The organism is Streptomyces sp. NPDC005962 (genome assembly GCF_040629205.1).
Taxonomy (GTDB): Bacteria; Actinomycetota; Actinomycetes; order Streptomycetales; family Streptomycetaceae; genus Streptomyces.
This window is the reverse complement of sequence record NZ_JBEXVE010000006.1, coordinates 284909-309872: the sequence shown is the minus strand read 5'-3', so window position 1 is coordinate 309872 and position 24964 is coordinate 284909. Positions and strand designations below refer to the sequence as shown.

Here is a 24964-nt window from a genome sequence, read left to right as displayed (position 1 = left end):
CTACAAGAGCGGCACCCGGGGCAGCCGGAGCGCGGCCAGGACCGGCAGGTGGTCCGTGGCCGCCCGCAGGTCGGCGTCGTCGACGCCGGGCAGCCCGGACGGCACCCCACAGCCGATGATCTCGACGCCGTCGGACGCGAACAGCGCGTCGATGCGGCGCCGCGGATCGCCCGGGTCGAAGGTGGCCTCGCTCCCCCACGGCTCGGTGGCCCAGCCGTCCCGCAGCGTTCCGGCGATACGGCGGAAGGCGCGGCCCTCGGGCTGCTCGTTGATGTCCCCTCCGGCGACGGCGTACGGCACGTCGAGCGCGGCGATCCGGTCCAGCAGCATCCCGGCCTGGTCGTAGCGCTCGGCAGCGGCCAGGCTCAGATGGCAGCTGACGACGCCGAGCCGGATACCGCCGTCGTCCCGGTGGCCGCCGCCGAAGCGCAGCACGGCGGTGGCGAAGCCGCGCCGGTGCAGGCCGGGGACGTGGGGCAGCAGAACGTCCTCGGACCGCTCGATGCGGGCGCGCGGCGCGGTGAGGATCATCGGGCCGGTGGCGGTGGCGCCGCCCGTGACGTAGACGAGACCGGCCTCCCGGGCCAGCCGGGCGGCGGCCCTGCGCCAGCGGAAGAAGCGCGGCGCCTCCTGGACGCAGACCACGTCGGGGGCGCAGGCCCGGATCACCCGGGCCAGCGCCCCGCGGTCGTCGCGCAGCGAGCGGATGTTGTAGCTGAGCACCCGCACCACGGCCGCGTCGGGACCCGTGGTGGAGGCGGGCAGATCCGCGAGCACCACGCGCCCCCCTTGGTGTCAGCTGGGTGTCAGCCCTGGCGGGCGAGGTCGGCGGCGCCGACCAGTCCGGCCTTGCCGCCGAGCTGCGCGGCGAGCACCTGGGCGTGCGGCCGCCACTGGTTGCCGACCAGCCAGCGGCGGAAGGACTTGCGGATCGGCTCCAGGACGAGATCGCCCTCGTCGGAGACCCCGCCGCCGACGATGAACGCCGAGGGGTCGAAGAGCGAGGCGAGGTCGGCGAGCCCGGCGCCCGCCCAGCGGGCCAGCTCGCGGAAGGAGTCGATGGCGACCGGGTCGCCCCGGCGGGCGGCGTCGCTGATGTGCTTGCCCTCGATGTTCTCGGCGGTGCCGTCGCCGAGGCCGAGCAGGATCTCGGCGTTCTCCGGGGTGGCGTTGGCGCGCTGCTGGGCGTAACGCACCAGGGCGCGGCCGGAGGCGTACTGCTCCCAGCAGCCCTGGCTGCCGCAGCCGCACAGCAGACCGTCGGGGACGACTCTTATGTGGCCGAACTCGGCCGCGACGCCGAAGCGGCCGCGGTGCAGCTTGCCGCCGATGATGATGCCGCCGCCGAGGCCGGTGCCGAGGGTGATGCATACGACGTCGTCATGTCCGGCGCCCGCGCCGAACCGGTACTCGCCCCACGCGGCCGCGTTCGCGTCGTTCTCGACGACGACGGGCAGGCCGACGCGCTGCTCGACCTTGTCCTTCAGCGCCTCGTGCCGCCAGTTGATGTTGGGCGCGAAGAGGACGGTGGCGCGCTTGTCGTCCACGTAACCGGCCGCGCCGATGCCGACCGCCTCGACGTCATGGCCGGTGCTGACATCGCGCACCGCGTCCGCGATGGCGTCGACGACCCCCTCGGAAGTCGGCGGGGTCGAAACCTGGCTCGTTTCGAGAATCGAGCCCTCTTCGTCGACCACGCCGGCCGCGATCTTCGTACCGCCGATGTCGACGCCGATGGTGAGTCCCATGAGTCCCTCAGTTATTTGGTCGAACCCCGCCACGGCTAACGGTACCGGAGGTAGCGCTCAATCGAGGTCGATGTGTTCACTACTCGAACTCTGACCTTCGTCCCCGCCGGAGGACCGTCCGCTGTCACCGCTCTGGGTCCAGCGCTGCTCCTGGCCCGTCACGGCGGCCCGGTAGGCGGCGAGCAGCTCCGTACCGGCGCTGGCGAGATGCTCGAATACGTCGGGGTTGCGCTCTATGACCGGTTCGACGGCCGCCTTCGCCCCTGCGATCAACTGTTGTACGGCCCCCTCGACCGCCGTACCGGCGAGCGGCGTCTGCAGCCCGGCCAGCTTCTCCGCGACGGCGTCGGCCAGCTTGCGCAGCTCCTCGGCGGCGCTGCCCGGCTCCTCGCCGCCCTCCCGGGCCTGCTGGGCCTTCCGCCGGGCCTTCTCGGCGGCCAGATCCTCGGCGCAGGCGCGCTCCCAGGCGTCGGGATCGATCTCGGTGACCGGTACGTCGGTGCCCCGGGGGTCGGAGGGGCGCTCGGTGGCATCGCTCATGGCGAACTCCTGCGGCGGGGAGGCTGGCTGCCCGGTCCGTTCGTTCAACCGGGCTTGCTCTCGACGTTACCGGAACGACGGGCCGGGGTCAGATGCCCCGGAAGCGGTCAGGGCCGCTTCGGCCACAGGTCGGGGTCCGGGGTGAAGCGGACCTGCAGATGGCCGTCGCGCAGCCCGGCCCCGGAGACCGTGCAGCGGCGCAGCGCGGACGGCAGCGGCAGCACGCGGTGGAACGTCCCGACCGTGACGATCAGTTCGTCGCCGCGCCGGACCAGACCCAGCCCGTCCCGGTCGGCGCCGGGCAGCGGCAGCCGCCACAGCAGCGCCCCCTCGTCGGCCAGCCGGTCCTCGACGCTCCACGGGTCGGCCGCCGGGCGGTCCGGCCGCGGGTCGGGCGCCCCGACGGGACCGGCCAGCGCGGCCAGTCCGGCAGCCGGGCGGGGACGACCACCCCCGCCGGAGACGACGACCCCGGAGACCACTCCTGAGATGTCAGCGGGGCCGCCGTCGGAGCTGTTGTCGGCGGCGTCGGCGGCATCGGTGGCGTCGCCGAGGCCCTGCGGATCGCGGCCCAGATGCGGCAGCTCGCGCACCGGAATGGCCGGTGCCCAGTGCTCGTACAGCTCCTTGAGCGCGGCCTGCTGCTGCCCGGACAGCGCCCCGAGCCAGGGGTCGGGGGTGCCGGTGGGCAGCAGCCGGTTGGCGATGACCGACTCCACCCGGCAGCCGTGCAGCGCCAGCCCGGCGCGGGCGGTGCGCAGCGCGCGGTCGGCGAGCGGCCCGGGGTCCACCACCAGCCGTACGGTCGTCGCCTCCGACTCCAGCACGCCCTGGACGGCGGCCAGCTCGCGCTCCCAGCGCTCGGCCGTCTCGTACAGCTTCTGCGCGGGCATCGGCATCCCGGCCAGCTGCGCCAGCATCGGCCGCAGCGCGCGGGCCGCCTGCCGCTCGGCGGGCAGCAGCCGCCGCAGATAGCGGCGCAGCTGTTCGGGCAGGGCGAGCAGGGCGACGGTCTCCGGCGCGGGCGGCAGGTCGACCACCAGGACGTCCCAGCCGGTGCCGGGCGGGGCGGTCTGCGCGGCGCGCAGCGCGCGCAGCAGCGCGATGGCCTCCACGCCGGGGAGCGCGGTCAGTTCCTCGCCGTCCAGGGGTGCCGAGCCCAGCATGTCGAGCATGCCGCGGCCACGGTCCTGGAGGGCGGTCAGCTCGTCGCGGAACCACTCCTCGGTGACGACCCGGGCGGCCCACAGCCCGGGGGTCAGCGCGACGGGTACGGACCACGGCAGCCGGTCCGCGCTGCGGCCGGGCGCACCGCGCAGCGGGCCGATGCCGAGCAGCGCCTCGGGCGTGCCGTCCCGGTCGGCGGTGAGCAGCAGGGTGCGCTGTCCCTCGCGGGCGGCGGCGAGGGCGGTCGCGGCGGCCACGGTGGTGCGGCCCGCGCCGCCCGTACCGGTGACGAGGACCGTACGCATGAAAGGAGCCTCCGGCAGGGTGGTACGTGGGTGTGCGGTGCGGCTCCCAGCGGCCGCCCCCGCCGGAGCGTACCCCGCCACCGGCCCGCTCCCCGCCCGATGATGGCCGCGCGCCGAACGGCCGTGGCGGCCGCGCCGAACGGCCATGGCGGCCGCGCGCCGAACCGGGCTTACGCGGCCTTACCCGGCCTTACGCGGCTTCGACGCGCTTCTTCAGACCCGCGAGCGCCCGGTCGATGATGACCTTCTCGGCCTTGCGCTTGATCATGCCGAGCATGGGGATCTTGACGTCGACGGTGAGCTGGTACGTCACCTCGGTGCTCTTGCCGCCGTCCAGCGCGGCCAGCCGGTAGGAGCCGTCGAGGGTGCGCAGCATCTGGGACTTGAGCAGGGACCAGCTGACCTGGTCGCCGCTCCAGGTGTACTGGAGCGTGTAGTCGTCCTTGATGGCCCCGGCGTCGAGCAGCATCCGCACCTGCTCGCCGCGCCCCTGCCCGTCCTTGGTGAGGACGTCGGCCTCCTTCACCTCACCGGACCACTCCGGGTAGCGGTCGAAGTCGGCGATCACCTCCATCACGTCGGCCGGTGCCGCCTCGATCGTGATGCTCGAGCTGGTGTGTTCCGCCATCGCCGTGGCTCCTCCGTACCGGTCCGCCGCATGGGATGTCTGCCGGTGAAGGCTATCGCGGGTGGGTCACCACTCCAGGGCCCAGGGGGTCCCGGTGGAGGCGAAGTGTCCGACGTTGACACATTCGGTGGCACCGATCCGCATCCGGCGGGCGAGCGGCTGGTGGACATGACCGAAAAGCGAGTAACGGGGACGGAGGGTGTGGATCGCGTCCAGCAGCGCCGCGCTGCCGCGTTCGAAGCGGCGGGCGACGGTGTCGTAGCAGAGGTCCGGCACCTCGGGCGGGATGTGGGTGCACAGCACGTCCACATCGCCCCGGCCGCCGAGCGCGGCGATCTTCGCGGCGTACGTCTCGTCGTCGATCTCGTACGGGGTGCGCATCGCCGTGCGCAGGCCCCCGCCGACGAAGCCGAAGACGAGACCGCCGATTTCGACCCGTTCGCCGTCGAGGACCGTGGTGCCGGGTTCGACGTATTCCGGCCAGAGCCCGGGTATGTCGACATTGCCGTAGGTGGCGTACGTCGGGGCGGGAAAGGCCGCGAACAGCTCGGCGTACTGCCTGCGTACGGCGGACTCGACGGCCGCGTTGCGGTCGAGCCCCTCCCACAGCCGGTTGCCCAGCTCGCGGGCCTCCTCGAAGCGGCGTGCGGTGCGGAGTTCGACCAGGCGGTCGGCGTTCTCGACGCCGAAGAGGTCGGGGAAGATGCCGCGGGAGTGGTCGGCGTAGTCGAGGAAGAGGACGAGGTCACCGAGGCAGATCAGGGCGTCGGCCCCGTCCCCCGCCTTCCCCAGGTCCTGACTGTTCCCGTGCACGTCACTCACCACGTGGACTCGCATGCGTGTCACCCTAAGACCTGTGACCATCCGTCCGTAAGGTGTTCCGTTCGTAGTGACCCGCGTCCACCTGCGGTTCCTTATGGGCTCCGATGGCCGTCGACTAGTCTGCGCGCGGTACGAAGGCGGTGTGTGACGCATAAAACATCTGTACGGAAACCCCTATCCCGGAGCCATACCGATGGGTAACGTCCGGGCAGTCCAGCACCCCCCTTTGCCCTGCAGCGGCGCCGGCGCCCATGAGGAGCAGCAGTCTTGCGCGAGTTCAGCCTTCCGGCCCTGTACGAGGTTCCGGCCGACGGCAATCTGACGGACCTCATCCAACGCAACGCGGCGCAGCATCCGGATGTGGCGGTGGTCGGCCGCAAGGTCGGCGACCGGTGGGAGGACGTCACCGCGGCGGACTTCCTGGCCGAGGTGCGCGCCGCCGCCAAGGGCCTGATCGCGGCCGGGGTGTCGGCGGGCGACCGGGTCGGCCTGATGTCGCGCACCCGCTACGAGTGGACGCTGCTGGACTTCGCCATCTGGAGCGCGGGCGCCATCACCGTGCCGGTGTACGAAACGAGTTCGCCGGAGCAGGTGCAGTGGATTCTCAGCGACTCGGGCGCGGTCGCGGTCCTCGTGGAGACCGGTGTGCACGAGGCGGCCGTGGAGTCCGTGCGGGACACCCTGCCGGGCCTGAAGCACGTCTGGCAGATCGAGGACGACGCGATCGGGACGCTGCGGGCGCTGGGCTCGGACGTCAAGGACGAGACGGTGGACGAGCGTTCCTCGCTCGCCAACGCGGACTCCCCCGCCACCATCGTCTACACCTCGGGCACCACGGGCCGCCCCAAGGGCTGCGTCCTCTCGCACCGCAGCTTCTTCGCCGAATGCGGCAACGCGGTGGCGCGGCTCAAACCCATCTTCGCCACCGGCGACTCCTCCGTGCTGCTCTTCCTCCCGGAAGCGCATGTCTTCGGGCGGCTGGTGGAGATTTGCGCGGTTCTGGCACCGATCAAACTCGGCCATGTTCCGGACATCAAGTCGCTCACCGATGAACTCGCCGCGTTCCGGCCGACCTTGGTGCTGGGCGTGCCGCGCGTCTTCGAGAAGGTCTACAACTCGGCGCGGGCCAAGGCCCAGGCCGAGGGCAAGGGAAAGATCTTCGACAAGGCCGCCGACACCGCCATCGCCTACAGCAAGGCGCTGGACACCGAGTCCGGGCCGTCCTTCGGAATCCGGCTCAAGCACAAGGTCTTCGACCGGCTGGTGTACAGCAAGCTGCGCGCCGTCCTCGGCGGCCGCGCCACCCACGCCATCTCCGGCGGCGCCCCGCTGGGCGAGCGGCTCGGCCACTTCTACCGGGGGATCGGCTTCACGGTGCTGGAGGGCTACGGGCTGACCGAGTCCTGCGCGGCCACCACCTTCAACCCGTGGGACCGGCAGAAGATCGGCTCCGTGGGCCAGCCCATGCCGGGCTCGGTGGTCCGCATCGCCGACGACGGCGAGGTGCTGCTGCACGGGGACCATCTGTTCACGGAGTACTGGAACAACGAGGCGGCCACGGCGGAGGCGCTGTCCCACGGCTGGTTCCACACCGGTGACGTCGGCACCCTCGACGAGGACGGCTACCTCACCATCACCGGCCGCAAGAAGGAGATCATCATCACCGCGGGCGGCAAGAACGTCGCCCCCGCGGTGATCGAGGACCGCATCCGGGCGCATGCCCTGGTCGCCGAGTGCATGGTCGTCGGCGACGGCCGCCCGTTCGTGGGCGCGCTGATCACCCTCGACGAGGAGTTCCTGCCCCGCTGGGCCGCCGAACACGGCAAACCGGCCGACGCGACCGTGGCCGACCTGCGCGAGGACGCCGATCTGCTGGCCGAGATCCAGACGGCCGTGGACGACGGCAACGCGGCGGTCTCGAAGGCGGAGTCGGTGCGGAAGTTCCGCGTTCTGACGCAGCAGTTCACCGAGGACTCGGGGCATGTGACGCCCTCGATGAAGCTCAAGCGGAATGTGGTGGCGAAGGACTTCGCGACGGAGATCGAGGCGCTGTACGCGCGCTGAGCGCGCGCCGGACCGGCCCGGGGGCTTCTCAGCCCCCGGGCCTCTGTGTGCTCAGAGCAGCGAACGCAGCCGCTCGGCCAGCAGGTCCCAGCGCCAGCGCTCCTCGACCCAGGCGCGGCCCCGCTCGCCCATCCGGCGGCGCAGCGCCTCGTCCTCCAGCAGGGCCACGATCCGCTCCGCGCTCTGCTCCGCGGAGCCGCCCGGCACCACCCAGCCGGTCTCGCCCTCCAGCACCGCGTCCGGTGCGCCGCCGGAGTCCCCGGCGACCACCGGAAGCCCGGTCGCCGACGCCTCCAGGTAGACGATGCCCAGGCCCTCGACGTCCAGCCCGCGCCGCCGCGTACGGCACGGCATGGCGAAGACGTCGCCCGCGCCGTAGTGGGCGGGCAGCTCCTCCCAGGGCACCGGGCCGGTGAAGCGTACGGATTCGGCCACGCCACTCGCCTCGGCGAGGCGGCGCAGCTCCTTCTCGTACGGCCCGCCGCCCACGATCAGCAGGACCGCGTCCGGCACCCGCTTCAGGATCAGCGGCATGGCCTCGATCAGCGTGTCCTGCCCCTTGCGCGGCACCAGCCGCGATACGCACACCACGACGGGCCGCTCCGCGAGCCCCAGCCGGGCCCGGATCGCGTCCCCGCCCGAGCCGGGGTGGAACGTCTTCTCGTCCACCCCCGGCGGGAGTTGCACCATGCGGGCGGCGGCCTCGGGGGTGAGCGCGTCGGCGATGCGGGAGCGGGTGTACTCGCCGAGGTAGGTGATCGTGTCCGTACCCTCGCCGATGCGGCGCAGCAGCGTACGAGAGGCGGGGAGCTGGGCCCAGGCGGCCTCGTGTCCGTGCGTGGTCGCCACCGCCGTCTTCGCTCCTGCCGTGCGCAGCGCGGGCGCCATCAGCCCGAGCGGCGCCGCGGCGCCGAACCACACCGAGCGGCAGCCGTGCTCGCGCAGCAGCTCGGCGGCGCGGCGGGTGACGCGGGGCGTGGGCAGCAGCATCGTCGTACGGTCGCGGATGACGGGAAACGGCTGCTCGGCGTCGAACCGGGCGGTGGCCTCGGTGCCCTCCTCGCCGCGCTTCCAGGTGGAGGCGTAGACGACGATCTGCTCCGGGTCGAGGCGGAGGGCGATGTTGTGCAGGAACGCCTGGATGCCGCCGGGGCGGGGCGGGAAGTCGTTGGTCACGAGCAGGGTCTTGTCCATCGCGCCCGACAGTACCGGCTGCCGTGGCAGGGCGCTTTGTCCCCCACCCCGCCCCTACCCGAACCGGGGCGCCGCCCCGGCCCCCGCTCCTCAATCGCCGGAGGGGCTGGAACTGGGGCATCCCCGCCCAGCCCCCGTTGGGGGCTCCGCCCCCAAACCCCCGCTCCTCAAACGCCGGAGGGGCTGGGAAGCGGGCATCTCCGCCCCAGCCCGGCCCCTCAGACACCGGGGCCGCGAGCGGCATGGTTGTGGGCAATCGTTCCGCGGGGCGGAACGGGTGGGCACAACCCGGCCACCGGGCCGCACCCGGCGCCGAAACCCGGGCCCCACCCGGGGAACCCGCCCTGCGGTGGGCCCGAGCACCGGTGCGGGGCCCGGGGCCGCGCCCCGGTTTCGGGAAGGGGCGGGGTGGGGGACACCCCCGGCCACCGGGCCGCGCCCGGCATCGAGACCCCGGGCCCCACCCGGGGAACCGCGCCCGGCGGTGAGTTCGGGCGCCGGTGCGGGGCCCGGGGCGGCGACCCGGAGGGGGGCTAGCCCAGGACTTCGGCGACGTACTTGCGCCACTCGGCCGTGAACTCCGCCAGGCTGACGCCCAGGACATCGCGGAGGCCCGCCTCAACGGCCCCCTCGCGCCGCGGAGCAGCCCCCACCGCCCGGTAGAGGGCGACCAGCTTCCGCGCCCCCCACCGATCGGCGATCATGCGACAGGCCAGCCAGCCCTGCTCGTAGGCTTCGGAGAGCCGGTCGGGCCGACTGCCGAAGCGGAAGGCCTCGTCGGGCGGGAGGGACTTCGGGAGGCGGCCGCCCGCGACGGCTTCGGAGAGCTCGGGGGCGACTTGGCGGGCGGTGCGGCCGGGGGTGCGGTAGCCGGTCCAGTCGGCGAAGCCCTCGGAGAGCCACAGCGGGGTGGCGGCGGTGGTGGCGGCCCGGGTGGCGACATGGGCCGTCTCATGGGTGACCACGACCTGACGGCCGAAGTCACCGAGCGCCCGGTACGCGTCGGGGTTGACGATCACACGGTCGGCGGGTGAGGAGTCGCTCGCGCCGCCGACCTCACCGGTGGTGACGGCCGCGATACCCCGGTAGCCGCTCGCGGAGGCGCCCAGCAGGGCGGCCATCCGGTCCAGCGAGGCGGGCACCTCGACAACGACGCGCCCGGCCCAGGAGCCGGGCCAGACCTGGTCGAGGGCGGGGACGGCCCGGTCGGCGGTGGCGGCGACGCCGCGCAGCAGCCTGCGGTTCTGGCCGACGCCGAGGACGAGGCTGTGCTTGCCCCGGACGACGTCGACCCGGCCTTGGTCCCACAGCTGGTCGACGCCGCGTTTGCCGTCCACCCGGCCGTCGTCGGCGGCGACGAACCAGTGCCCGCCGCGCCGGGCGAGCGTCAGGTACTGAGGGGCGACGACGGGGGCGGTGTCGTATCCGGCGAGCCGGTAGCGGAGTTCGACCTGCGCGGCGAGGCGGTGGCCGTCGCCCAGGGCGGGCCGGAAGCCGCCGGTGTGCACCAGCCGGTACGTCCAGGAGCGCAAGGGCACGGCGGACAGCCGGCTGAACACCCGCCGCTGCTCGGCGCGGTAGTCGGCCGAGCCACGGTCGACGGTGGCGAGGAAGGCGGAGGCGTCACGGTCGCGTACCGCCGCGGCCCGCCGGTCGAGCATGCGCTGCACGGCGCGCCCGTCCCGTCCCGCGGGGTCGTCGGGCGGAACGGCCGTACCGCATGCCGCGAGCGCCGCCACCGGCAGCGCCCACACCACCGGCAGACAGAGTGCCGTCCGCCATCGCCCCGATCTCCACCGACCCGTCACGCCATAGATCGTACGAGCCGCCGCGGCGCTTCAGACGCGGGTGATGGAAAAGATCGGCATCATGCCGACGGGGTCGTAGCGGACCGTCGCCCCCGGGTAGGGCGCGTGGATCACCTGGCCGCCTCCGGCGTACATGGCGACGTGCCCGGCGTCGGAGCGGTAGACGACCAGGTCGCCGGGGCGGGCCTGGGACAGCATCAGGGGCTGTCCGGTCCGCGCCTGGGCCTGGGAGGTGCGCGGGATGGCCACCCCGGCGCGGCGGTAGGCCCACTGGGTCAGCCCGGAGCAGTCGAAGGCGGTGGGCCCGGCCTGTCCCCAGGCGTACGGCAGGCCGACCGCGGCCCGCGCCGCGCCGAACGCCGCGGCGGCGCGCGGCGAGGACGGCCCCGGACCAGTTGTCGCGTGCGGGGTACCGGAGGGCGCGCCCGGCACGGCGTACGCCCCCGCGCCCGGTACGGCGTACGCCCCGTGCCCGCGCCCATCCCCGGCGCGCGAGGCGCGCGAGGCGTGTGCGTACGCCTCCCACTCCCCCGGCCGCATCGCGCCCAGCAGCCGCCGCGCGGTGGCCAGCTTGCGCTGGACCTCGCGTTTGTGGAGGGCGACGGCCCGGCAGCCGTGCTCCAGCTTCACCAGCTGGGCCGCCGCCTCCGTGCGCTGCTGACCCAGGGTGCGCTGGGCGCGCGCCAGGACCCGCAGCTGTCCGGCCTGCCGACTGCTGATGCGGTCCAGCATGGTGGCCTGGTCGAGGTAGTCGGCGGGGTCGGAGGAGAGGAGGAGGGCGAGGCCCGGGTCGAAACCGCCGGTGCGGTACTGGCCGCCCGCGATCGCGCCGAGCGCCACCCGCATCCGGTTGACCCGCTCCTGGCCGCGGGCCGCGCGGTCCTGGAGGCGGTCCACCTGGCGGCGCAGCCGGTGGGTCCGGGTGGAGGCCGCGTTGTAGCGCTCGGTGGCGCGTTCGGCCTGCTCGTAGAGGTGGTCGATCCGGTCGGCGGCGGTCCGGGCCGCGGGATGGCCCATCGTGGGGTCGTGGGGTTCGGCCCCGGCCGGGGCGGCCAGCACCGCCCCGGTGGCTGCGGCCGCCGAGGCGGCGGTCCAGACGACGGTGGCCCGGACGGGCCCGGGCTTCGAGAAGCGGCGAGAGGACGCCATGGGAGCCGCACTCCCTTCCGCGGAGTCGGTGGAGAACTGCGCGCAGACAGTAACGGCGCGACCACCCCGGGTCCAAAGCCGATCGCGGGCACACAAACTGATGCCCCGCCGGAGACCGCAGGTCACCGACGGGGCAGGAGTCGTGGGGAGTTGTCCCGATTCGCCCGAACGGACGTCGTCGTCAGACCCTCACGCCGTACTGGAACGGCATGTTGTCCATCGACTCATAGCGCACATTGGCACCGGGCTTGGGCGCGTGCAGCACCTGTCCGTTGCCCGCGTAGAGGCCTATGTGGTGCAGGTCGCTGTAGAACATCACCAGATCGCCGGGCTTCAGCTCGCCGCGGCCGATCTGCGTACCGGCGTTGGCCTGGTCCTGGGAGATGCGCGGCAGCTGGACACCGGCCTGCTGGTACGCCCAGCCGGTGAGGCCGGAGCAGTCGAAGGAGGACGGGCCGGTGGCGCCCCAGACGTACGGGGAGCCGATCTTGGTCTTGGCGGCGGCCAGCGCGGCGGCGGCACGCTGCGAGTCGGGCACGTCGCTGCCCAGGTCGACCCGGCTGCTGGCACGGTTGGCGCGTTCCTTCTCCGCCTGCGCCAGCTTGGCGCGCTCCTGCTCGGTGAGGGTGTTGAGCAGATTACGGGCCTTGGTGAGCTTGCCCTGGATCTGCTTCTTCTTGTCGCCCAGCGCCTTCCGGGTGTCCGCCAGGTCCTGCAGCTTGGTGGACGCCTCCTCGCGCTGCTGCTTGAGCGTGCGCTGCTTGTCGCCGATCTTCCGCAGCGACTCGGCCTGCTTGCCGCTGACCTGGTCGAGGGTGGACGCCTTGTCGAGGTAGGTGTCCGGGTCGGAGGAGAGGATCAGCTGCACGGAGGGGTCGATCCCGCCGGTGCGGTACTGGGCGGTGGCCATCGAACCCAGGCCGTCGCGCAGCTTGTTCAGGTCCTGCTGACCGCGCGCCACGTTGTCCTGGAGGTCGCCGACCTGCTTCTCCAGCTTGTCCTGCTTCTCCTTGGCGCCGTTGTACTTCTCGGTCGCCTGCTCCGCCTCTTCGTAGAGCTTGTCGACCTGCTCCTTGACGTCCTTCTTGTCCTGCTTCGGAGCGGCCTGGGCGGCCTGGGACGTGAGCGCGACGGCGGCTGCGGCGGTCGCCGTGAGTACGGTTACCCGAGTGCGGCTCGGCTGCTTGGGTCGACGGTGGGACGCCACGAAGGCGATCTCCTTCTTCCTCCGGCCGCCTACCAGGGGTTGACACGCGACCCCGGGCTCCGCGGATGGGCCACGGACTCGACGGTACCCCCGCTGTCACCCCGGATGGGTGATCTACCGCGCGAAGGTTCGAGCCGACACTAGTGACCCTGCCGTGATCCGTTCAAATCCCAACGACAAAAAAATTGGCCACAGGCGCATCTTTTACAAACATCGCACGGGCAGTGACGGTCATTTGACGCTGTGCTGATGCTCAGCGCCCGTCAGGTACGCGCAAGTCGTTTCAGCAGCAAGGCGGATGCCACGGGGCGCGCTCCGGCGCGCGCGACCCCATCCGCGACCTCCCGGTCGGTCGACACGACGACCACCGGACGGCCCGGCGGCTCGGCCCGCACCAGCTGCCGGATCAGCTCGTCCGCCGTCACGCCCGGCTTGCTGAACAGCACCCGGACCCCGCGCGGCGGCGCCAGCAGCACCGGAGCGGCCAGCTCCGCTCCGTCGAAGACACACGTCATCTCCGCGCCCGTCTGCGCCGCGAGCACCGCGAGCCCGCCCAGCAGCCGCAGCCGCTGCTTCTCCAACGGCATCGTCGGATATCCGGTCTTGGTGACGTTGTAGCCGTCCACCACCAGATGCGCCTGCGGCAGCTCCAGCAACTGGTCCAGCAGCGCCGGGTCCGTCTCCGAGAGCGCCCTGGTCGCTATGTCCTTCGGCGTCATCTTGCCCGGCTCGACCGCGTCCACCGTGTCCGCCGGGTGCATCGACGCGGGCGGCAGCGCCAGTTCGCGGCGCAGCCCCTGGGCCGCGTCCAGCACGGTGTCCAGCAGCAGCCGCAGCCGCATGTCCTCCACGCTGCGGCCCTCGCGCACCGCCCGGCGGCTCGCCTCCAGCGCCGACTCCGCCTCCGCCAGCCGGGCCCGCAGCCGCCGCGCCTCACCGTCGGCCGCGGCCTGCCGCGACGCGGCCTCCGACCGCACGGTCTCCAGCTCGCCCTCGGCCTTGCGCAGCGCCGCCGCCCCGCGCCTCACATCGCTCTGGGCGCTGCGCAGCTTGCGCTGCGCCGCATCCGCCTCCCTGCGGGCCGCGTCCAGCTCGGCGCGGACCCGGTCCGTCTCCTTGCGCGCCGCCGCGCGGGCGGTGGCCAGCTCCTCGCGCAGCCGCTGCAGCTCGCGCTCGGCCTCCTCGCCGGCCCGCTCGGCCGACACCCGCTGGGCCTCCTCGCCCGCCGCCTCGACCAGCTTCACCCAGCCGACCGGGCGCAGCACGTACGCCACCGCCGCCACGTCCACCGGGTCGGCGGCCGCGGGCGGCGAACCGCCCTCGATGGCCTCGGCGAGCTCCGGCTGCGTCTCCCGCAGCCGCTGCCCGATCCGCTGCCGGAAGACGGCGTCGCTCTCCACGGCGGCGGCCATCGCGTTCCCCGCGAACTTCGCGCGCCGGTTCGGGGTGAAACGGGCGTACTGCCGCAGCTGGGGTGGCAGTTCGGTGACCGTCAGACCACCGAACGCGTCCGCGACCAGCGCCACCACGCGCCGCCGCACCCCTTCCGGCAGGGGGCGGTCCAGCGCCTCGATGACGCCCTCGGCGTCAGCGGACGCCCCGGCGCCGCCCGTCCGGTCCACCACCTTCTCCTCGCTTCGCTTCTCAGGCCCTCGCGTTCGTACTCGGACGGTCGACCAGCTCGATCTGGTCGACCGCGTTGCACCAGCGACAACGCACTGACTCAATGGTCTCACTGACCACATCGCGTTCCTCGACCCGAGGCTCCCCGGCCAGGTCCAGGTGAATGAACTCGACCGCCTTCGTCGAGCGGGTCACATCGAAACGGGTGAGGTTGCCGCACAGCGTGCAGCGCCAGCGGGTCTCGGCTGTCGGCGTGGGAACGGCCATGGTGTCGGGTCCTCGCTTCTCGGCTCATCGGCGTCCTGTCACCCTACGGCCTGAGCCGCAGGGGGTGTCGGGCCCCGTACCCGCCCCCGGGCGGCGGCGAGGCGCTCTGTGCAGGTTGTGCCGGGTACGCGATGATCTGCCCATGATCGAGAAGTCGGCGGAGTCCGGCCGTCCGGTGATGACGTACGCCCTCATCGCCGTCTGCTGCCTGGTCTTCGTCCTCGGACCGGCCTCCGGGCTCGACCCCCGCTACGGCTCCGGCGGGGACCTCCTCCAGGCCCAGACCTCGTACTTCGAGCGCTGGGGAGTCGTCCCCAGCGCCCTGTGGGGCGGCACCCCGGCCGAGCCGCTGACCCCGCTGACCGCGCTCTTCGTCCACGGCAACTGGCTGCATCTGCTCGGCAACATGCTGTTCCTCTACGTCTTCGGTGCGATGACCGAGGAGCGCATGGGGCGTATGGAGTTCGCCCTCTTCTACCTCGTCACCGGCTATCTCGCGCTCCTCGGCTACGCCGCCGCCCACGCCGACTCGCCCCAGACGCTGGTCGGCGCCTCGGGGGCCATCTCCGGCGTCCTCGGCGCCTTCTTATGGCTCTTTCCGCGCGCCCGGGTGACCAGCCTGTTCCCGTTTCTCTTCTTCCTGCCGCTGCGCTTCCCCGCCTGGGCCGTACTGATCTTCTGGGTCACCCTCCAATGGCTCGCCGCCCGCCAGGCCGACGCCCGCCCCGGAGTGGCCTACCTCGCCCATCTCGTGGGCTTCACTCTGGGTTTTCTCTACGCGTGGGCCCGCTTCGGGCGGCCGGATAGAGTGGGCGGCGCAGCCCGGCCCAGCGAGGGAGAAAGCCAGCCGTGATCACTTCGATCGTGCTCATCAAGACCAGCGTGGACCGGATTCCGGAGATCGCCGAGAAGATCGCCGCGATCGAGGGCGTGAGCGAGGTCTACTCCGTCACCGGGGCGCACGATCTGATCGCCATGGTGCGGGTGGGCCAGCACGACGACCTCGCGGACATCATCCCGGGCCAGATCTCCAAGGTCCCCGGCGTGGCCTCCACCGAGACCCACATCGCGTTCCGTACGTACTCCCAGCACGACCTGGAAGCCGCGTTCGCGATCGGTCTCGACAGCTAGCCCTCCTAGCTAGGACACCGGGACGCAGCGGCCGTCCTCCGTGCGGTAGTCCCACTTCGCTCCGGACCGGACCAGCTCCTTCACCGCCCGGACGAAGCGCTCCACATGCTCGTCCGGCGTGCCCGCGCCGAAGCTGACCCGGATCGCGTTCAGGGAGCGCTCGCCCGGGGCGGCCTCGGGTGCGCCGCACTCCCCCGGCTCGTCCGGCTCGCTGTCCAGCAGGGTCCGCACCAGCGGATGCGCGCAGAACAGCCCGTCCCGTACGCCGATCCCGTACTCCGCGGACAGCGCCGCCGCGAAGTGGGAGCTGTTCCAGCCGTCCACCACGAAGGACAGCACGCCCACCCGCGGCGCGTCGTCGCCGAACAGCGACAGCAGCCGCACCTGAGGCACCTCCGCGAGCCCTTCCCGCACCTTCGCGATCAGCTGCCGCTCGCGCGCCACCAGGCCGTCGAACCCGGCCTCGGTCAGCGCCTTGCACGCCGAGGCGATCGAGTACACCCCGATCACGTTCGGCGAACCGGCCTCGTGCCGCGCCGCGGTGGTGTGCCACTCGACGTCCACCCCGCCGTCGTCCCGCCGCGCGACCTTGCGGCTCGCGCCGCCGCCCGCCAGATACGGCCGCGCCTCGCGCAGCCAGTCGGCCCGGCCCGCCAGGACGCCCGCCCCGAAGGGGGCGTAGAGCTTGTGCCCGGAGAACGCGACCCAGTCCACGTCCGCCTCCGCGATGTCCACCGGGTGGTGCGGGGCCAGCTGCGCGGCGTCCAGGACGATACGGGCGCCGTGCGCGTGCGCCGCCGCGGCCAGCTCCCGCACCGGCCACAGCTCGCCCGTCACGTTCGACGCACCCGTCACGCACACCAGCGCCGGGCCGCCGTCCCGCCCGGCGAGCGCCTTCTCCAGCGTCTCCACGGCCTGCCGCGGCGAGCGCGGCGCGCTCAGGTAGGTCACCGGGGTGTCCTCCCGCTGCTCCCACGGCAGCAGCGAGGCGTGGTGCTCGGTCTCGAACACGAACACCTCCGTGCCGGTCGGCACCGCGGCGGCGAGGAGGTTGAGCGAGTCGGTGGTCGAGCGGGTGAAGACCACCTGGTCGTCCTCCCGGCAGCCCAGGAACGCCGCGATCTCCTTGCGGCTGGTCTCGAAGAGGTCCGTCGACAGTTGCGACAGATAGCCCGCCCCGCGGTGGACGCTGCCGTAGTACGGCGCGTACGCGGCGACGTCGTCCCACACCCGCTTCAGGGCGGGCGCGCTGGCCGCGTAGTCGAGCGCGGCGTAGGTCACCTCACCGCCGGTGACCAGGGGCACGGTGACGTCGCTGCCGAGGACGGGGAGCGGGGTGTGGGTCTCGACTGCAGAAGGGCATGCGGACATGGCGAATTCTCCCGATGGGGTGCGAGCGTGCGGAAACTCGCTCAACGCACGGTGACTCGGCTCCGCGCGGAGCTGGGGGGAAAACGGGCGCTGCGGCCCTAGCGCATTCGCTGCGTCACGGAAGAACTCCCTCGACCACCAGGACCCCTGGTGTGAGGGGTCCGCGCTTGCCGCACACCTCGCTGCGTGCGGCCTGGTCATCACCCGGGGCACCCCGCCACGGACGGAGGGTTGCCGGACAGCGGGCCGGGGCCGAAGTCGCTGTCGCTCGTGACCTGGGGGGATTATGCCATGCGGACGCGCGACGCCCAGCGCGCGTCCGCATCCTGGACGATCCCCCACCCCGCCCCTTCCCGACCCCGGGGGCTCCGCCCCCGGACCCCCGCTCCTCAAACGCCGGAGGGGCTGGGTTGTACGCCCGGAGCGGCTGGAAGGTTGTGGGCAATCGTTCCGCCGGGGGGCACCTCCCAGCGGTAGCTGGGGGAGGAACGAGTGGGCACAACCCGGCCACCGGGCCGCACCCACCAACGAAACCCCGGGGGGCGCTACGCGTTGCTGGCCCGGACCCAGCGGTCCAGGGCGTCGCGGGCCGCGCCCGTGTCGATCGACTCGACGGCCCGCGAGACGCCCGTCGCGATGCGGTCGTTCAGCGAGGTGCCAACCGGCGCGGCGGCCCAGTCCAGGGCCGCCAGGGCCGCGCCCGAGTTGAGGAGGACCGCGTCGCGGACCGGCCCCATCTCGCCCGCCAGAAGGCGGCGTGCCACATCCGCGTTGTAGGAGGCGTCGGCACCGCGCAGGGCCTCCACCGGGGCCAGTTCGAAGCCGAGGTCGCGCGGGTCGAAGGGCACGTGGGTGACCGTGCCGTCCCGTACCACCCACACCTGGGAGGTCGCGGTCACCGTCAGCTCGTCCAGTCCGTCGTCGCCCCGGAAGACCAGCGCCGACGAGCCGCGCTCGGCCAGCACCCCGGCCATGATGGGCGCCATCCGGGCGTCGGCGACGCCCGTGACCTGGCAGGGGACCCGGGCCGGGTTGGTGAGCGGGCCGAGGAAGTTGAACGGGGTGGCGATGCCCAGCTCACGGCGGGCCGCGGCCACGTGCCGCAGCGCCGGGTGGAACTTCACCGCGAAGCACATGGTGATGCCCGCTTCCTCGGCGATCTCGGCCACCCGCGCCGGGCTCAGGTCCAGGTTGACGCCGAGCTTCTCCAGGACGTCGGAGGCGCCGCTCGCGGAGGACGAGGCGCGGTTGCCGTGCTTGACCACGCGCGCGCCCGCACCGGCCGCCACCAGGGCGGACATCGTCGAGATGTTGACGGTCTTGGCGCGGTCGCCGCCCGTGCCGACGATGTCGACGGTCGGGCCGGGCACCTCGATCGTCTTGGCATGCCCGTACATGGCCCGGACCAGGCCGGACAGCTCGGCGACGGTCTCGCCCTTGGCCCGCAGCGCGACCGCGAACCCGGCGATCTGGGCGTCGGTGGCCTCACCGCGCATGATGCGGTCCATGGCCCACGCGGTGTCGTCGGCGCCGAGGTCCTGGCCGCCGAGGAGGGAGCTGAGCACGTCCGGCCAGGTGCGGGCCGTCGCGGTGCTGTCGCCTCCGGCTGGGGTCACAACGTCCATGGTCCGCTCCTGATTGGCTGGATCAGCGCTCGATCAGCCCAAGCCTATCGGCGCGGACGACGATCACGTCCATGGCCAGGGCCACGACTAGGGCCATGACCAGGGGCACAGGCCAGAGACCACAAACCGGGACCACAGACCAGGGCCCCGGCCGGACACGAGGTCCGGGCCGGGGCCCTGGTCTGTGGCGTACAGGCGTCAGCGAACGTCAGCGGACGTCAGCAGAGATCAGTGGTGGCCGTGGCCGCTGGTGATCTCCTTGTACTCCTCGGAGGTCGGCTTCGGGATGAAGGCGTCCTTGCCGTAGTAGCTCTTGGACAGCCTGGCCCGCAGCTTCTGCGACGCCCCGACCTTGCGGCGGACGCCGTTCTCGTCGACCTCGGGGCCGAGCTCGTACGCCTTCGGCTGCTCGTGCTGGGTGAGCACGTGCATCTGCTCCTGCGTGAGCGGCGCGTGGACCTCGACGAACTCACCGTGCGGCAGGCGCTTGATGATGCCGGTCTCGCGACCGTGCAGCACCTTGTCCTTGTCACGCCGCTGGAGGCCCATGCAGATCCGCTTGGTGGCGATGAAGGCGAGCACCGGCCCCGCGAAGAAGCCGATCCGCACGAACCAGGTGATCGAGTTGATCGACAGGTTGAAGTGCGTGGCCCACAGGTCGTTGCCGCCGCCGACCAGCATCACGAAGTACGCGGTCAGCCAGGCGACACCGAAGGCCGTACGGGTCGGGGCGTTGCGCGGACGGTCCAGGATGTGGTGCTCGCGCTTGTCGCCGGTGATCCAGCCCTCGATGAAGGGGTAGAAGCCGATGGCGAAGAGGACCAGCGGGAAGGCCACGATCGGGATGAACACGCCCAGGACGAGCGTGTGGCCCCAGGCGTTGATCTCCCAGCCGGGCATCACACGGACCAGACCCTCGGCGAAGCCCATGTACCAGTCGGGCTGGGCGCCGGTGGAGACCTGGTCGGGCCGGTAGGGGCCGATGGTCCAGATCGGGTTGATCGTGGCGATCGCGGAGATGACCGCGATGACGCCGAAGACCAGGAAGAAGAAGCCGCCCGCCTTGGCCATGTAGACCGGCAGCAGGGGCATGCCGACGACGTTCTTGTTGGTCTTTCCGGCCCCGGGGAACTGCGTGTGCTTGTGGTAGAAGACCAGGATCAGGTGCGCCACCAGCAGGCCGAGCATGATGCCCGGCAGCAGCAGGACGTGGACCGGGTAGAGCCTCGGGATGAGGTCCATGCCCGGGAACTCGCCGCCGAACACGAACATCGAGATGTAGGTGCCGACGACCGGGATCGACAGGAACACGCCCTCGATGAACCGCAGTCCGGTGCCGGAGAGCAGGTCGTCGGGGAGCGAGTAGCCCGTGAAGCCGGTCAGCATGCCGAGGAAGAACAGCAGGAAGCCGAAGAGCCAGTTGACCTCACGCGGCTTGCGGAACGCGCCCGTGAAGAAGACGCGCATCATGTGCACGAACATCGCGCAGAGGAAGACCAGCGCGGCCCAGTGGTGGATCTGCCGGATGAGCAGACCGCCGCGCACCTCGAAGCTGATGTCGAGCGTCGAGGCGAAGGCCTCGGACATCCGGACGCCCTGCATCGGGACGTACGGGCCGTGGTAGACGACCTCTTCCATGCTGGGGTGGAAGAACAGCGTCAGATACACACCCGTGAGGATGATGATGATGAAGCTGTAGAGCGCGACCTCGCCCAGCATGAAGGACCAGTGGTCCGGGAAGATCTTGCGCATGTTGGCCCGGGCGAGGCTGTAGATGCCCAGCCGGCCGTCGGCCCAGTCGGCGACGCGCTCGCCCGCGGGCGCTTTGCCGCGCGGCTGCGCGTCGGTGTCTGTTGCAGTACTCATCCGCGCTCCCAGTAAGCAGGACCGACGGGCTCCGAGAAGTCGCCCATGGCTTCGAGGTACCCCTGGTCGTTGGCCTTGATCCGCAGCTGGGGCAGTGCGTGACCGGCCGGACCGAAGATCACTCGGCCACCGTCGGCGAGGTCGAACGTCGACTGGTGGCACGGGCACAGGACGTGGTGGGTCTGCTGCTCGTACAGGTTGATCGGGCAGCCGACGTGGGTGCAGATCTTCGAGAAGGCGACGATGCCGTCGTGCGACCAGTCCAGCTCGCGCTTGTCCTTGATGTTGTCCGGCTGGAGCCGGACGAGCATCAGGGCGGCCTTGGCGATCTCGGTCTGGAAGTCGTGGTCCTCCTCGGTCATGCCCTCGGGCATGGCGAAGGTCAGGGACCCCACGGAGATGTCCTCGGGCCGCAGCGGCTGCATGGTGTTGTAGTTCATGAGCCGCTTGCCCTTGGCCCAGGTGGTGTGCCGGAGCTTGGTGCCCGGCAGCGGGCCGAGGTCGCGCAGCAGCACGACACCGGAGAGCGGGACCAGGGCGAGCGCGCCGAAGAGGGTGTTGCGGGCGAGCTTGCGGCGGCCGAAGCCGGACTCCTGGGCGCCGGTCCGGAAGTCCTCCAGGACCTTGGCCTTGACCTCGGGGCTGGCCTCGATGGCGTGCCGCTCGTCGGCGACCTCCACGTCGGACATCAGAGTGCGGGCCCAGTGGACCGCACCGGCGCCGATGGCGAACAGCGCGATGCCCAGGGTGACGCCCAGCGCGAAGTTCAGCGCGCTGATGTGACCGATCGGGAAGACGTAGATGTACTTGTCGACCGGCAGCGCCACATAGGAGGCGATGAAGGCGATCGTCGCCAGCATCGAGACCGTGAAGAGCAGGGCGACGGTGCGCTCGGACCGCTGGGCGGCCCGCTCGTCGATGTCCTGCTGACGGTGCTCGTGCTCGGGCAGCCCCGGGTCGGCGAACGGGTCTTCGGCGACTGCGGTCGCACCGCCCTGGGCCCGCTCCTCGGGCAGCTTCTCTTCTGCTTGTGAAATCTCGTGGCTACTCATGACTTCTTGGCCTTTGCGGTCCGGGCGGCGACCCAGATGGTGAGGACGATCAGCGCGCCCATGCCGAAGACCCAGGCGAAGAGGCCCTCACTGACCGGGCCGAGCCCGCCGAGCTCAAGGCCACCGGGGGTCTTGGACTTGTCGCTGTTGACCGTGTCGAGGTACGCGATGACGTCCTGCTTGTTCTTCTCCGGCATCGTGGTGTCGGGGAAGGAGGGCATGTTCTGCGGGCCGGTCTGCATGGCCTCGTACAGATGCTTCTTGCTCACACCCTCGAGCGACGGCGCGTACTTGCCGTTGGTGAGGGCACCGCCCTTGCCGGCGAAGTTGTGGCACTGCGCGCAGTTCGTACGGAAGAGCTCTCCGCCCTTCGCGACATCCGCGCCATCGGTGCTGTACTGGCCCTTGGTGGGCGTCACCGGCCCGGCGCCGAGCGAGGAGATGTACGCGGCCAGCTGCTCGGTCTCGGCGTCCGAGTAGATCTTCTTCTTCTTCGGCACCTGGGCGCCCGGCTGCTGGGCGGGCATCCGGCCGGAGCCGACCTGGAAGTCGACGGCGGCCGAGCCGACGCCTACCAGGCTCGGGCCGTCGGAGGTCCCCTGACCGCCCGTACCGTGGCAGCTGGCGCAGCCGACGGAATAGAGCTTCTTGCCCTCCTCGATGGCGAGGGACTGGGCGGAGCTGTCATCGGCCTTCGCCTCGCTCGGCGAGAACGCGGCGTACAGCCCCCCAGTGACCGCCAGCGCGAAGAGTAGGACGACGAGCGCAGCCAGCGGATGGCGCCGTCGTGCGGAGAGCTTTTTCACGGATTACCCCGGTGTCAGGATCTTCTGCGTCGATGCTTTAAGGACGTGGTTCCGGTCGCGGAGACCGGCTTACTTGATCAGGTAGATCGTGGCGAAGAGGCCGATCCAGACGACATCCACGAAGTGCCAGTAGTAGGACACGACGATGGCCGCCGTCGCCTGCTGGTGGGTGAACCTCTTGGCCGCGTACGTCCTCCCCAGGACCAGCAGGAAGGCGATGAGTCCGCCCGTCACATGCAGTCCGTGGAAACCGGTGGTCAGGTAGAACACCGAGCCGTACGGGTCGGAGGAGAGCGAGAGCCCGTCCTTCTTGACCAGTTCGGTGTACTCGAAGATCTGACCGCCGATGAAGATCGCGCCCATGATGAAGGTGATCACGAACCAGGAGCGCAACTTCCTCACGTCGCCACGCTCGGCAGCAAAGACACCGAGCTGGCAGGTGAGGGAGGAGAGCACCAGGATCGTGGTGTTCGTCGCCGAGAACGGGAGGTTCAGCGCGGACGCCATTTCCTTCCAGTGCTCGGCTCCGGTCACCGATCGCAGGGTGAAGTACATCGCGAAGAGGGCCGCGAAGAACATCAGCTCGGAACTCAACCAGATGATGGTTCCGACGCTGGTGAGGTTCGGTCGGTTGACCGACGGGTGCGCGTGCCCGGTATCTGTTGCTGTTGCTGTCGCCACGACCGACATTATGTCGGTCGCTTATCCGGCCCTCACTCCCGGGGGTGCCGTTCGGAGTGTCCGGGGCGGCGTCAAGGGCATCGATGCTGCTCGTCGCGGCTCTTCCGGGTGGTCCCTCGAAGGAGGGAGAGATCGGTTCGCCCCCTCCACCGGAAGGCTGTACGGGAGTAACATCCGCCACAGAAGCCCGGTAGTCCCCTTGGCTGATGCGGAGGAAACGATGCGGCCGACCGCCACGGTGCTGGTCTACAGCGACGACGCGAACACCCGCGAACAGGTGCGGCTCGCGACCGGTCGCCGGCCCGCCGCCGATGTGCCTCCGGTGGAGTTCATGGAGTGCGCGACCCTGCCCGCCGTCCTGGCGGCGCTGGAGGCCGGCGGGATCGACCTGTGCGTCCTGGACGGGGAGGCGGTTCCCGCGGGCGGGATGGGCGTCTGCCGGCAGATCAAGGACGAGATCTTCCAGTGCCCGCCGGTGGTGCTGCTCATCGGCCGCCCGCAGGACGCCTGGCTGGCCACCTGGAGCCGCGCGGAGGCCGCGGTGACGCATCCGGTGGACCCGGTGGCCCTGACGGACGCGCTGGCCGGACTGCTCCGCGAGCGGCTCGCGGTGGACGCCTGACCGCACGCGCACGCGGTGCGGTCTCACGCGGTCACGCCATGGGGCGGAGCCGGGCCGAGTCGGCCGGAGTGCTGCCGTCCCGCTGACCGGCGGCGAGGGCGCTGCCCTGTCGCCAGTCGGTCCACGCCATGTTCCAGTCGCCGTAGCCGTTGTCGAACGTCGCCATGTCGGCGCCGTTGCTGTTGACGACCTTGACGATGTCGCCGAGGTGCACGGTGTCGAAGAACCACCGGGCGTTCTCGGTGGACATGCCGGTGCAGCCGTGGCTGACGTTGGCGTATCCCTGTGAGCCGGTCGACCAGGGTGCGGCGTGGACGTATTCACCGCTCTTGGTGACCCGGGCCGCCCAGTAGACCATCAGATCGTAGGAACCGGCGCCGAGGCCGATGCTGGCGCCCGTCATCCGCACCGCCGACTCCTTGGCCAGGATCACCTTGGTGCCGTTACGGGTGTCGAAGCCGGGCATACCGGTGGTGATCGGGATGGTCCGGATCACCTCCCCGTTCCGCCGGACCGTCATCTGGTGGGTGCCGGAGTCGGTCAGGGCCTCGAGCCGGTCGCCGGTGGTGATCCGCAGCGGCTTGGCCTGGCCGCCGTAGAGCCCGCTGCCGATCCTGATGCCCTTGAGGTTGGAGCGCACGTTGACGGTGGCGTGAGCGGGCCAGTACTCGGCCGGGCGGTAGTGCAGCGTCTTGCTGTTCACCCAGTGCCAGACGCCGTCCACCGCGGGCTGTGCGTCGACCTTCAGGCCCCGCTCGACCACGGACCGGGCCGAGGGGTCCTTCACCGGGCGGCTCAGCTTGGCGGTGATCGGCTGACCCACGCCGTACTCCCCCGCCTTGGGCCCGAAGGTGACCTTCAGCTGGCGGTGCTTGGAGCTGGTCGCGAAGCTGATCGTACGGCGGCCCGGAGCGCCGCCCGAGTCCTCCGTGGACACCCGCAGCGTGTAGTGGGCGCCCGCCGCCAGCGGCACGGTGGAGCGCCACCTGCCGCCGTCCGGCGTCAGCTCGCCCCGTACGTACCGGCCTGCCGCGTCGGTGGCGGTGACGTCCGTGATCCGGCCGTCGTCGCCCTTGGCGGTCACTTGGAGCGGCCGGTCCGGATCGGCGTCGCGTGCGCCGCTCTCACCGTTGAAGGAGATCTGGTCGGCGGCGTCGTACGGCTTGGCGGACAGCGGGTCCGAGGAGGGGCCCCCGCATCCGCTGAGACCCGCTATCAGCGATGCCACCAGCAGGGCACTGGAGAGCACCGCCCGGGTTCGAGGAGATCGAGGTGTGTGGCTCATGCG

General features: G+C 71.6%; 23 protein-coding genes and 1 riboswitch. Of the genes, 4 read left to right on the top strand and 19 right to left on the bottom strand.

Going from position 1 to position 24964, the window contains the following annotated elements; genetic code table 11:
• The 6 genes from ABZ370_RS13435 to ABZ370_RS13410 form a co-directional block, all read right to left on the bottom strand.
• Complete coding sequence (locus ABZ370_RS13435; RefSeq protein WP_358619773.1) at positions 1 to 780, bottom strand: endonuclease/exonuclease/phosphatase family protein; 780 nt, start codon at positions 778 to 780, stop codon at positions 1 to 3.
• Positions 781 to 806: 26 nt separating this feature from the next.
• Entirely contained in the window at positions 807 to 1748 is a 942-nt protein-coding gene (locus tag ABZ370_RS13430) for an ROK family glucokinase (RefSeq protein ID WP_358619771.1), read from the bottom strand.
• 57 nt (positions 1749 to 1805) lie between these two features.
• Entirely contained in the window at positions 1806 to 2288 is a 483-nt protein-coding gene (locus ABZ370_RS13425; protein WP_358619769.1) for a DUF5304 domain-containing protein, read from the bottom strand.
• A gap of 107 nt (positions 2289 to 2395) precedes the next feature.
• Positions 2396 to 3760: an ArsA-related P-loop ATPase gene (locus ABZ370_RS13420; protein ID WP_358619768.1), complete on the bottom strand. Its 1365-nt coding sequence runs from the start codon at positions 3758 to 3760 to the stop codon at positions 2396 to 2398.
• A gap of 190 nt (positions 3761 to 3950) precedes the next feature.
• The gene (locus tag ABZ370_RS13415; protein ID WP_358619766.1) at positions 3951 to 4388 is read right to left on the bottom strand and encodes an SRPBCC family protein; all 438 of its coding nucleotides are present in this window, start codon (positions 4386 to 4388) and stop codon (positions 3951 to 3953) included.
• A 66-nt stretch (positions 4389 to 4454) separates the two neighbouring features.
• On the bottom strand, positions 4455 to 5225 hold the full coding sequence (locus tag ABZ370_RS13410; protein WP_358619764.1) for a metallophosphoesterase: 771 nt from the start codon (positions 5223 to 5225) through the stop codon (positions 4455 to 4457).
• Between the two features lie 252 nt (positions 5226 to 5477).
• On the opposite strand from ABZ370_RS13410, the gene ABZ370_RS13405 reads away from it, so the two are divergent.
• A complete protein-coding gene (locus ABZ370_RS13405) occupies positions 5478 to 7274 on the top strand; it encodes an AMP-dependent synthetase/ligase (RefSeq protein ID WP_358619763.1) in 1797 nt (598 codons plus the stop codon).
• Between the two features lie 51 nt (positions 7275 to 7325).
• On the opposite strand, the gene ABZ370_RS13400 is transcribed toward ABZ370_RS13405, so the two are convergent.
• The 6 genes from ABZ370_RS13400 to ABZ370_RS13375 form a co-directional block, all read right to left on the bottom strand.
• Complete coding sequence (locus tag ABZ370_RS13400; protein WP_358619761.1) at positions 7326 to 8468, bottom strand: glycosyltransferase family 4 protein; 1143 nt, start codon at positions 8466 to 8468, stop codon at positions 7326 to 7328.
• Between the two features lie 533 nt (positions 8469 to 9001).
• Complete coding sequence (locus tag ABZ370_RS13395) at positions 9002 to 10207, bottom strand: hypothetical protein (RefSeq protein WP_358619882.1); 1206 nt, start codon at positions 10205 to 10207, stop codon at positions 9002 to 9004.
• A gap of 99 nt (positions 10208 to 10306) precedes the next feature.
• Positions 10307 to 11425 (bottom strand): C40 family peptidase, encoded by a 1119-nt coding sequence (locus ABZ370_RS13390; RefSeq protein WP_358619759.1) that lies wholly within the window; start codon positions 11423 to 11425, stop codon positions 10307 to 10309.
• A 181-nt stretch (positions 11426 to 11606) separates the two neighbouring features.
• Entirely contained in the window at positions 11607 to 12632 is a 1026-nt protein-coding gene (locus tag ABZ370_RS13385) for an NlpC/P60 family protein (protein ID WP_358619758.1), read from the bottom strand.
• Positions 12633 to 12895: 263 nt separating this feature from the next.
• Positions 12896 to 14254 (bottom strand): NYN domain-containing protein, encoded by a 1359-nt coding sequence (locus ABZ370_RS13380; RefSeq protein WP_358619756.1) that lies wholly within the window; start codon positions 14252 to 14254, stop codon positions 12896 to 12898.
• A gap of 22 nt (positions 14255 to 14276) precedes the next feature.
• A complete protein-coding gene (locus ABZ370_RS13375) occupies positions 14277 to 14522 on the bottom strand; it encodes a hypothetical protein (RefSeq protein ID WP_358619754.1) in 246 nt (81 codons plus the stop codon).
• A gap of 142 nt (positions 14523 to 14664) precedes the next feature.
• Here ABZ370_RS13375 and ABZ370_RS13370 point away from each other — a divergent pair, with 142 nt between their 5' ends.
• The gene (locus tag ABZ370_RS13370; RefSeq protein WP_358619753.1) at positions 14665 to 15375 is read left to right on the top strand and encodes a rhomboid family intramembrane serine protease; all 711 of its coding nucleotides are present in this window, start codon (positions 14665 to 14667) and stop codon (positions 15373 to 15375) included.
• Positions 15372 to 15653, top strand: a complete 282-nt coding sequence (locus ABZ370_RS13365) for an Lrp/AsnC ligand binding domain-containing protein (protein ID WP_358619752.1) — start codon at positions 15372 to 15374, stop codon at positions 15651 to 15653. The genes ABZ370_RS13370 and ABZ370_RS13365 overlap by 4 nt, the downstream gene beginning before the upstream one ends.
• A 9-nt stretch (positions 15654 to 15662) precedes the next feature.
• Here ABZ370_RS13365 and ABZ370_RS13360 read toward each other — a convergent pair whose 3' ends face one another.
• From ABZ370_RS13360 to ABZ370_RS13335, 6 genes are all read right to left on the bottom strand, one after another.
• A complete protein-coding gene (locus ABZ370_RS13360; protein WP_358619750.1) occupies positions 15663 to 17024 on the bottom strand; it encodes an aminotransferase class V-fold PLP-dependent enzyme in 1362 nt (453 codons plus the stop codon).
• A gap of 158 nt (positions 17025 to 17182) precedes the next feature.
• A riboswitch (SAM riboswitch) is annotated at positions 17183 to 17300 on the bottom strand.
• A gap of 269 nt (positions 17301 to 17569) precedes the next feature.
• Positions 17570 to 18649, bottom strand: coding sequence for an anthranilate phosphoribosyltransferase (gene trpD / locus ABZ370_RS13355; protein ID WP_358619749.1), 1080 nt, complete (start codon positions 18647 to 18649; stop codon positions 17570 to 17572).
• Positions 18650 to 18877: 228 nt separating this feature from the next.
• Complete coding sequence (locus ABZ370_RS13350) at positions 18878 to 20515, bottom strand: cytochrome bc complex cytochrome b subunit (protein WP_358619747.1); 1638 nt, start codon at positions 20513 to 20515, stop codon at positions 18878 to 18880.
• Entirely contained in the window at positions 20512 to 21567 is a 1056-nt protein-coding gene (locus ABZ370_RS13345; RefSeq protein WP_358619745.1) for a Rieske 2Fe-2S domain-containing protein, read from the bottom strand. Before ABZ370_RS13345 ends, ABZ370_RS13350 begins: the two co-directional genes overlap by 4 nt.
• On the bottom strand, positions 21564 to 22373 hold the full coding sequence (locus ABZ370_RS13340) for a c-type cytochrome (RefSeq protein ID WP_358619743.1): 810 nt from the start codon (positions 22371 to 22373) through the stop codon (positions 21564 to 21566). The genes ABZ370_RS13345 and ABZ370_RS13340 overlap by 4 nt, the downstream gene beginning before the upstream one ends.
• 69 nt (positions 22374 to 22442) lie before the next feature.
• Entirely contained in the window at positions 22443 to 23063 is a 621-nt protein-coding gene (locus tag ABZ370_RS13335) for a heme-copper oxidase subunit III (RefSeq protein WP_358619741.1), read from the bottom strand.
• Positions 23064 to 23274: 211 nt separating this feature from the next.
• On the opposite strand from ABZ370_RS13335, the gene ABZ370_RS13330 reads away from it, so the two are divergent.
• Positions 23275 to 23676 carry a hypothetical protein gene (locus ABZ370_RS13330; RefSeq protein ID WP_358619739.1) on the top strand — a complete coding sequence of 134 codons (402 nt, stop codon included), beginning with the start codon at positions 23275 to 23277 and terminating at the stop codon, positions 23674 to 23676.
• A gap of 31 nt (positions 23677 to 23707) precedes the next feature.
• Here the strand turns inward: ABZ370_RS13330 and ABZ370_RS13325 are convergent, their stop codons facing one another.
• Positions 23708 to 24961 (bottom strand): Ig-like domain-containing protein, encoded by a 1254-nt coding sequence (locus ABZ370_RS13325; protein ID WP_358619737.1) that lies wholly within the window; start codon positions 24959 to 24961, stop codon positions 23708 to 23710.
• Positions 24962 to 24964 lie beyond the last annotated feature (3 nt).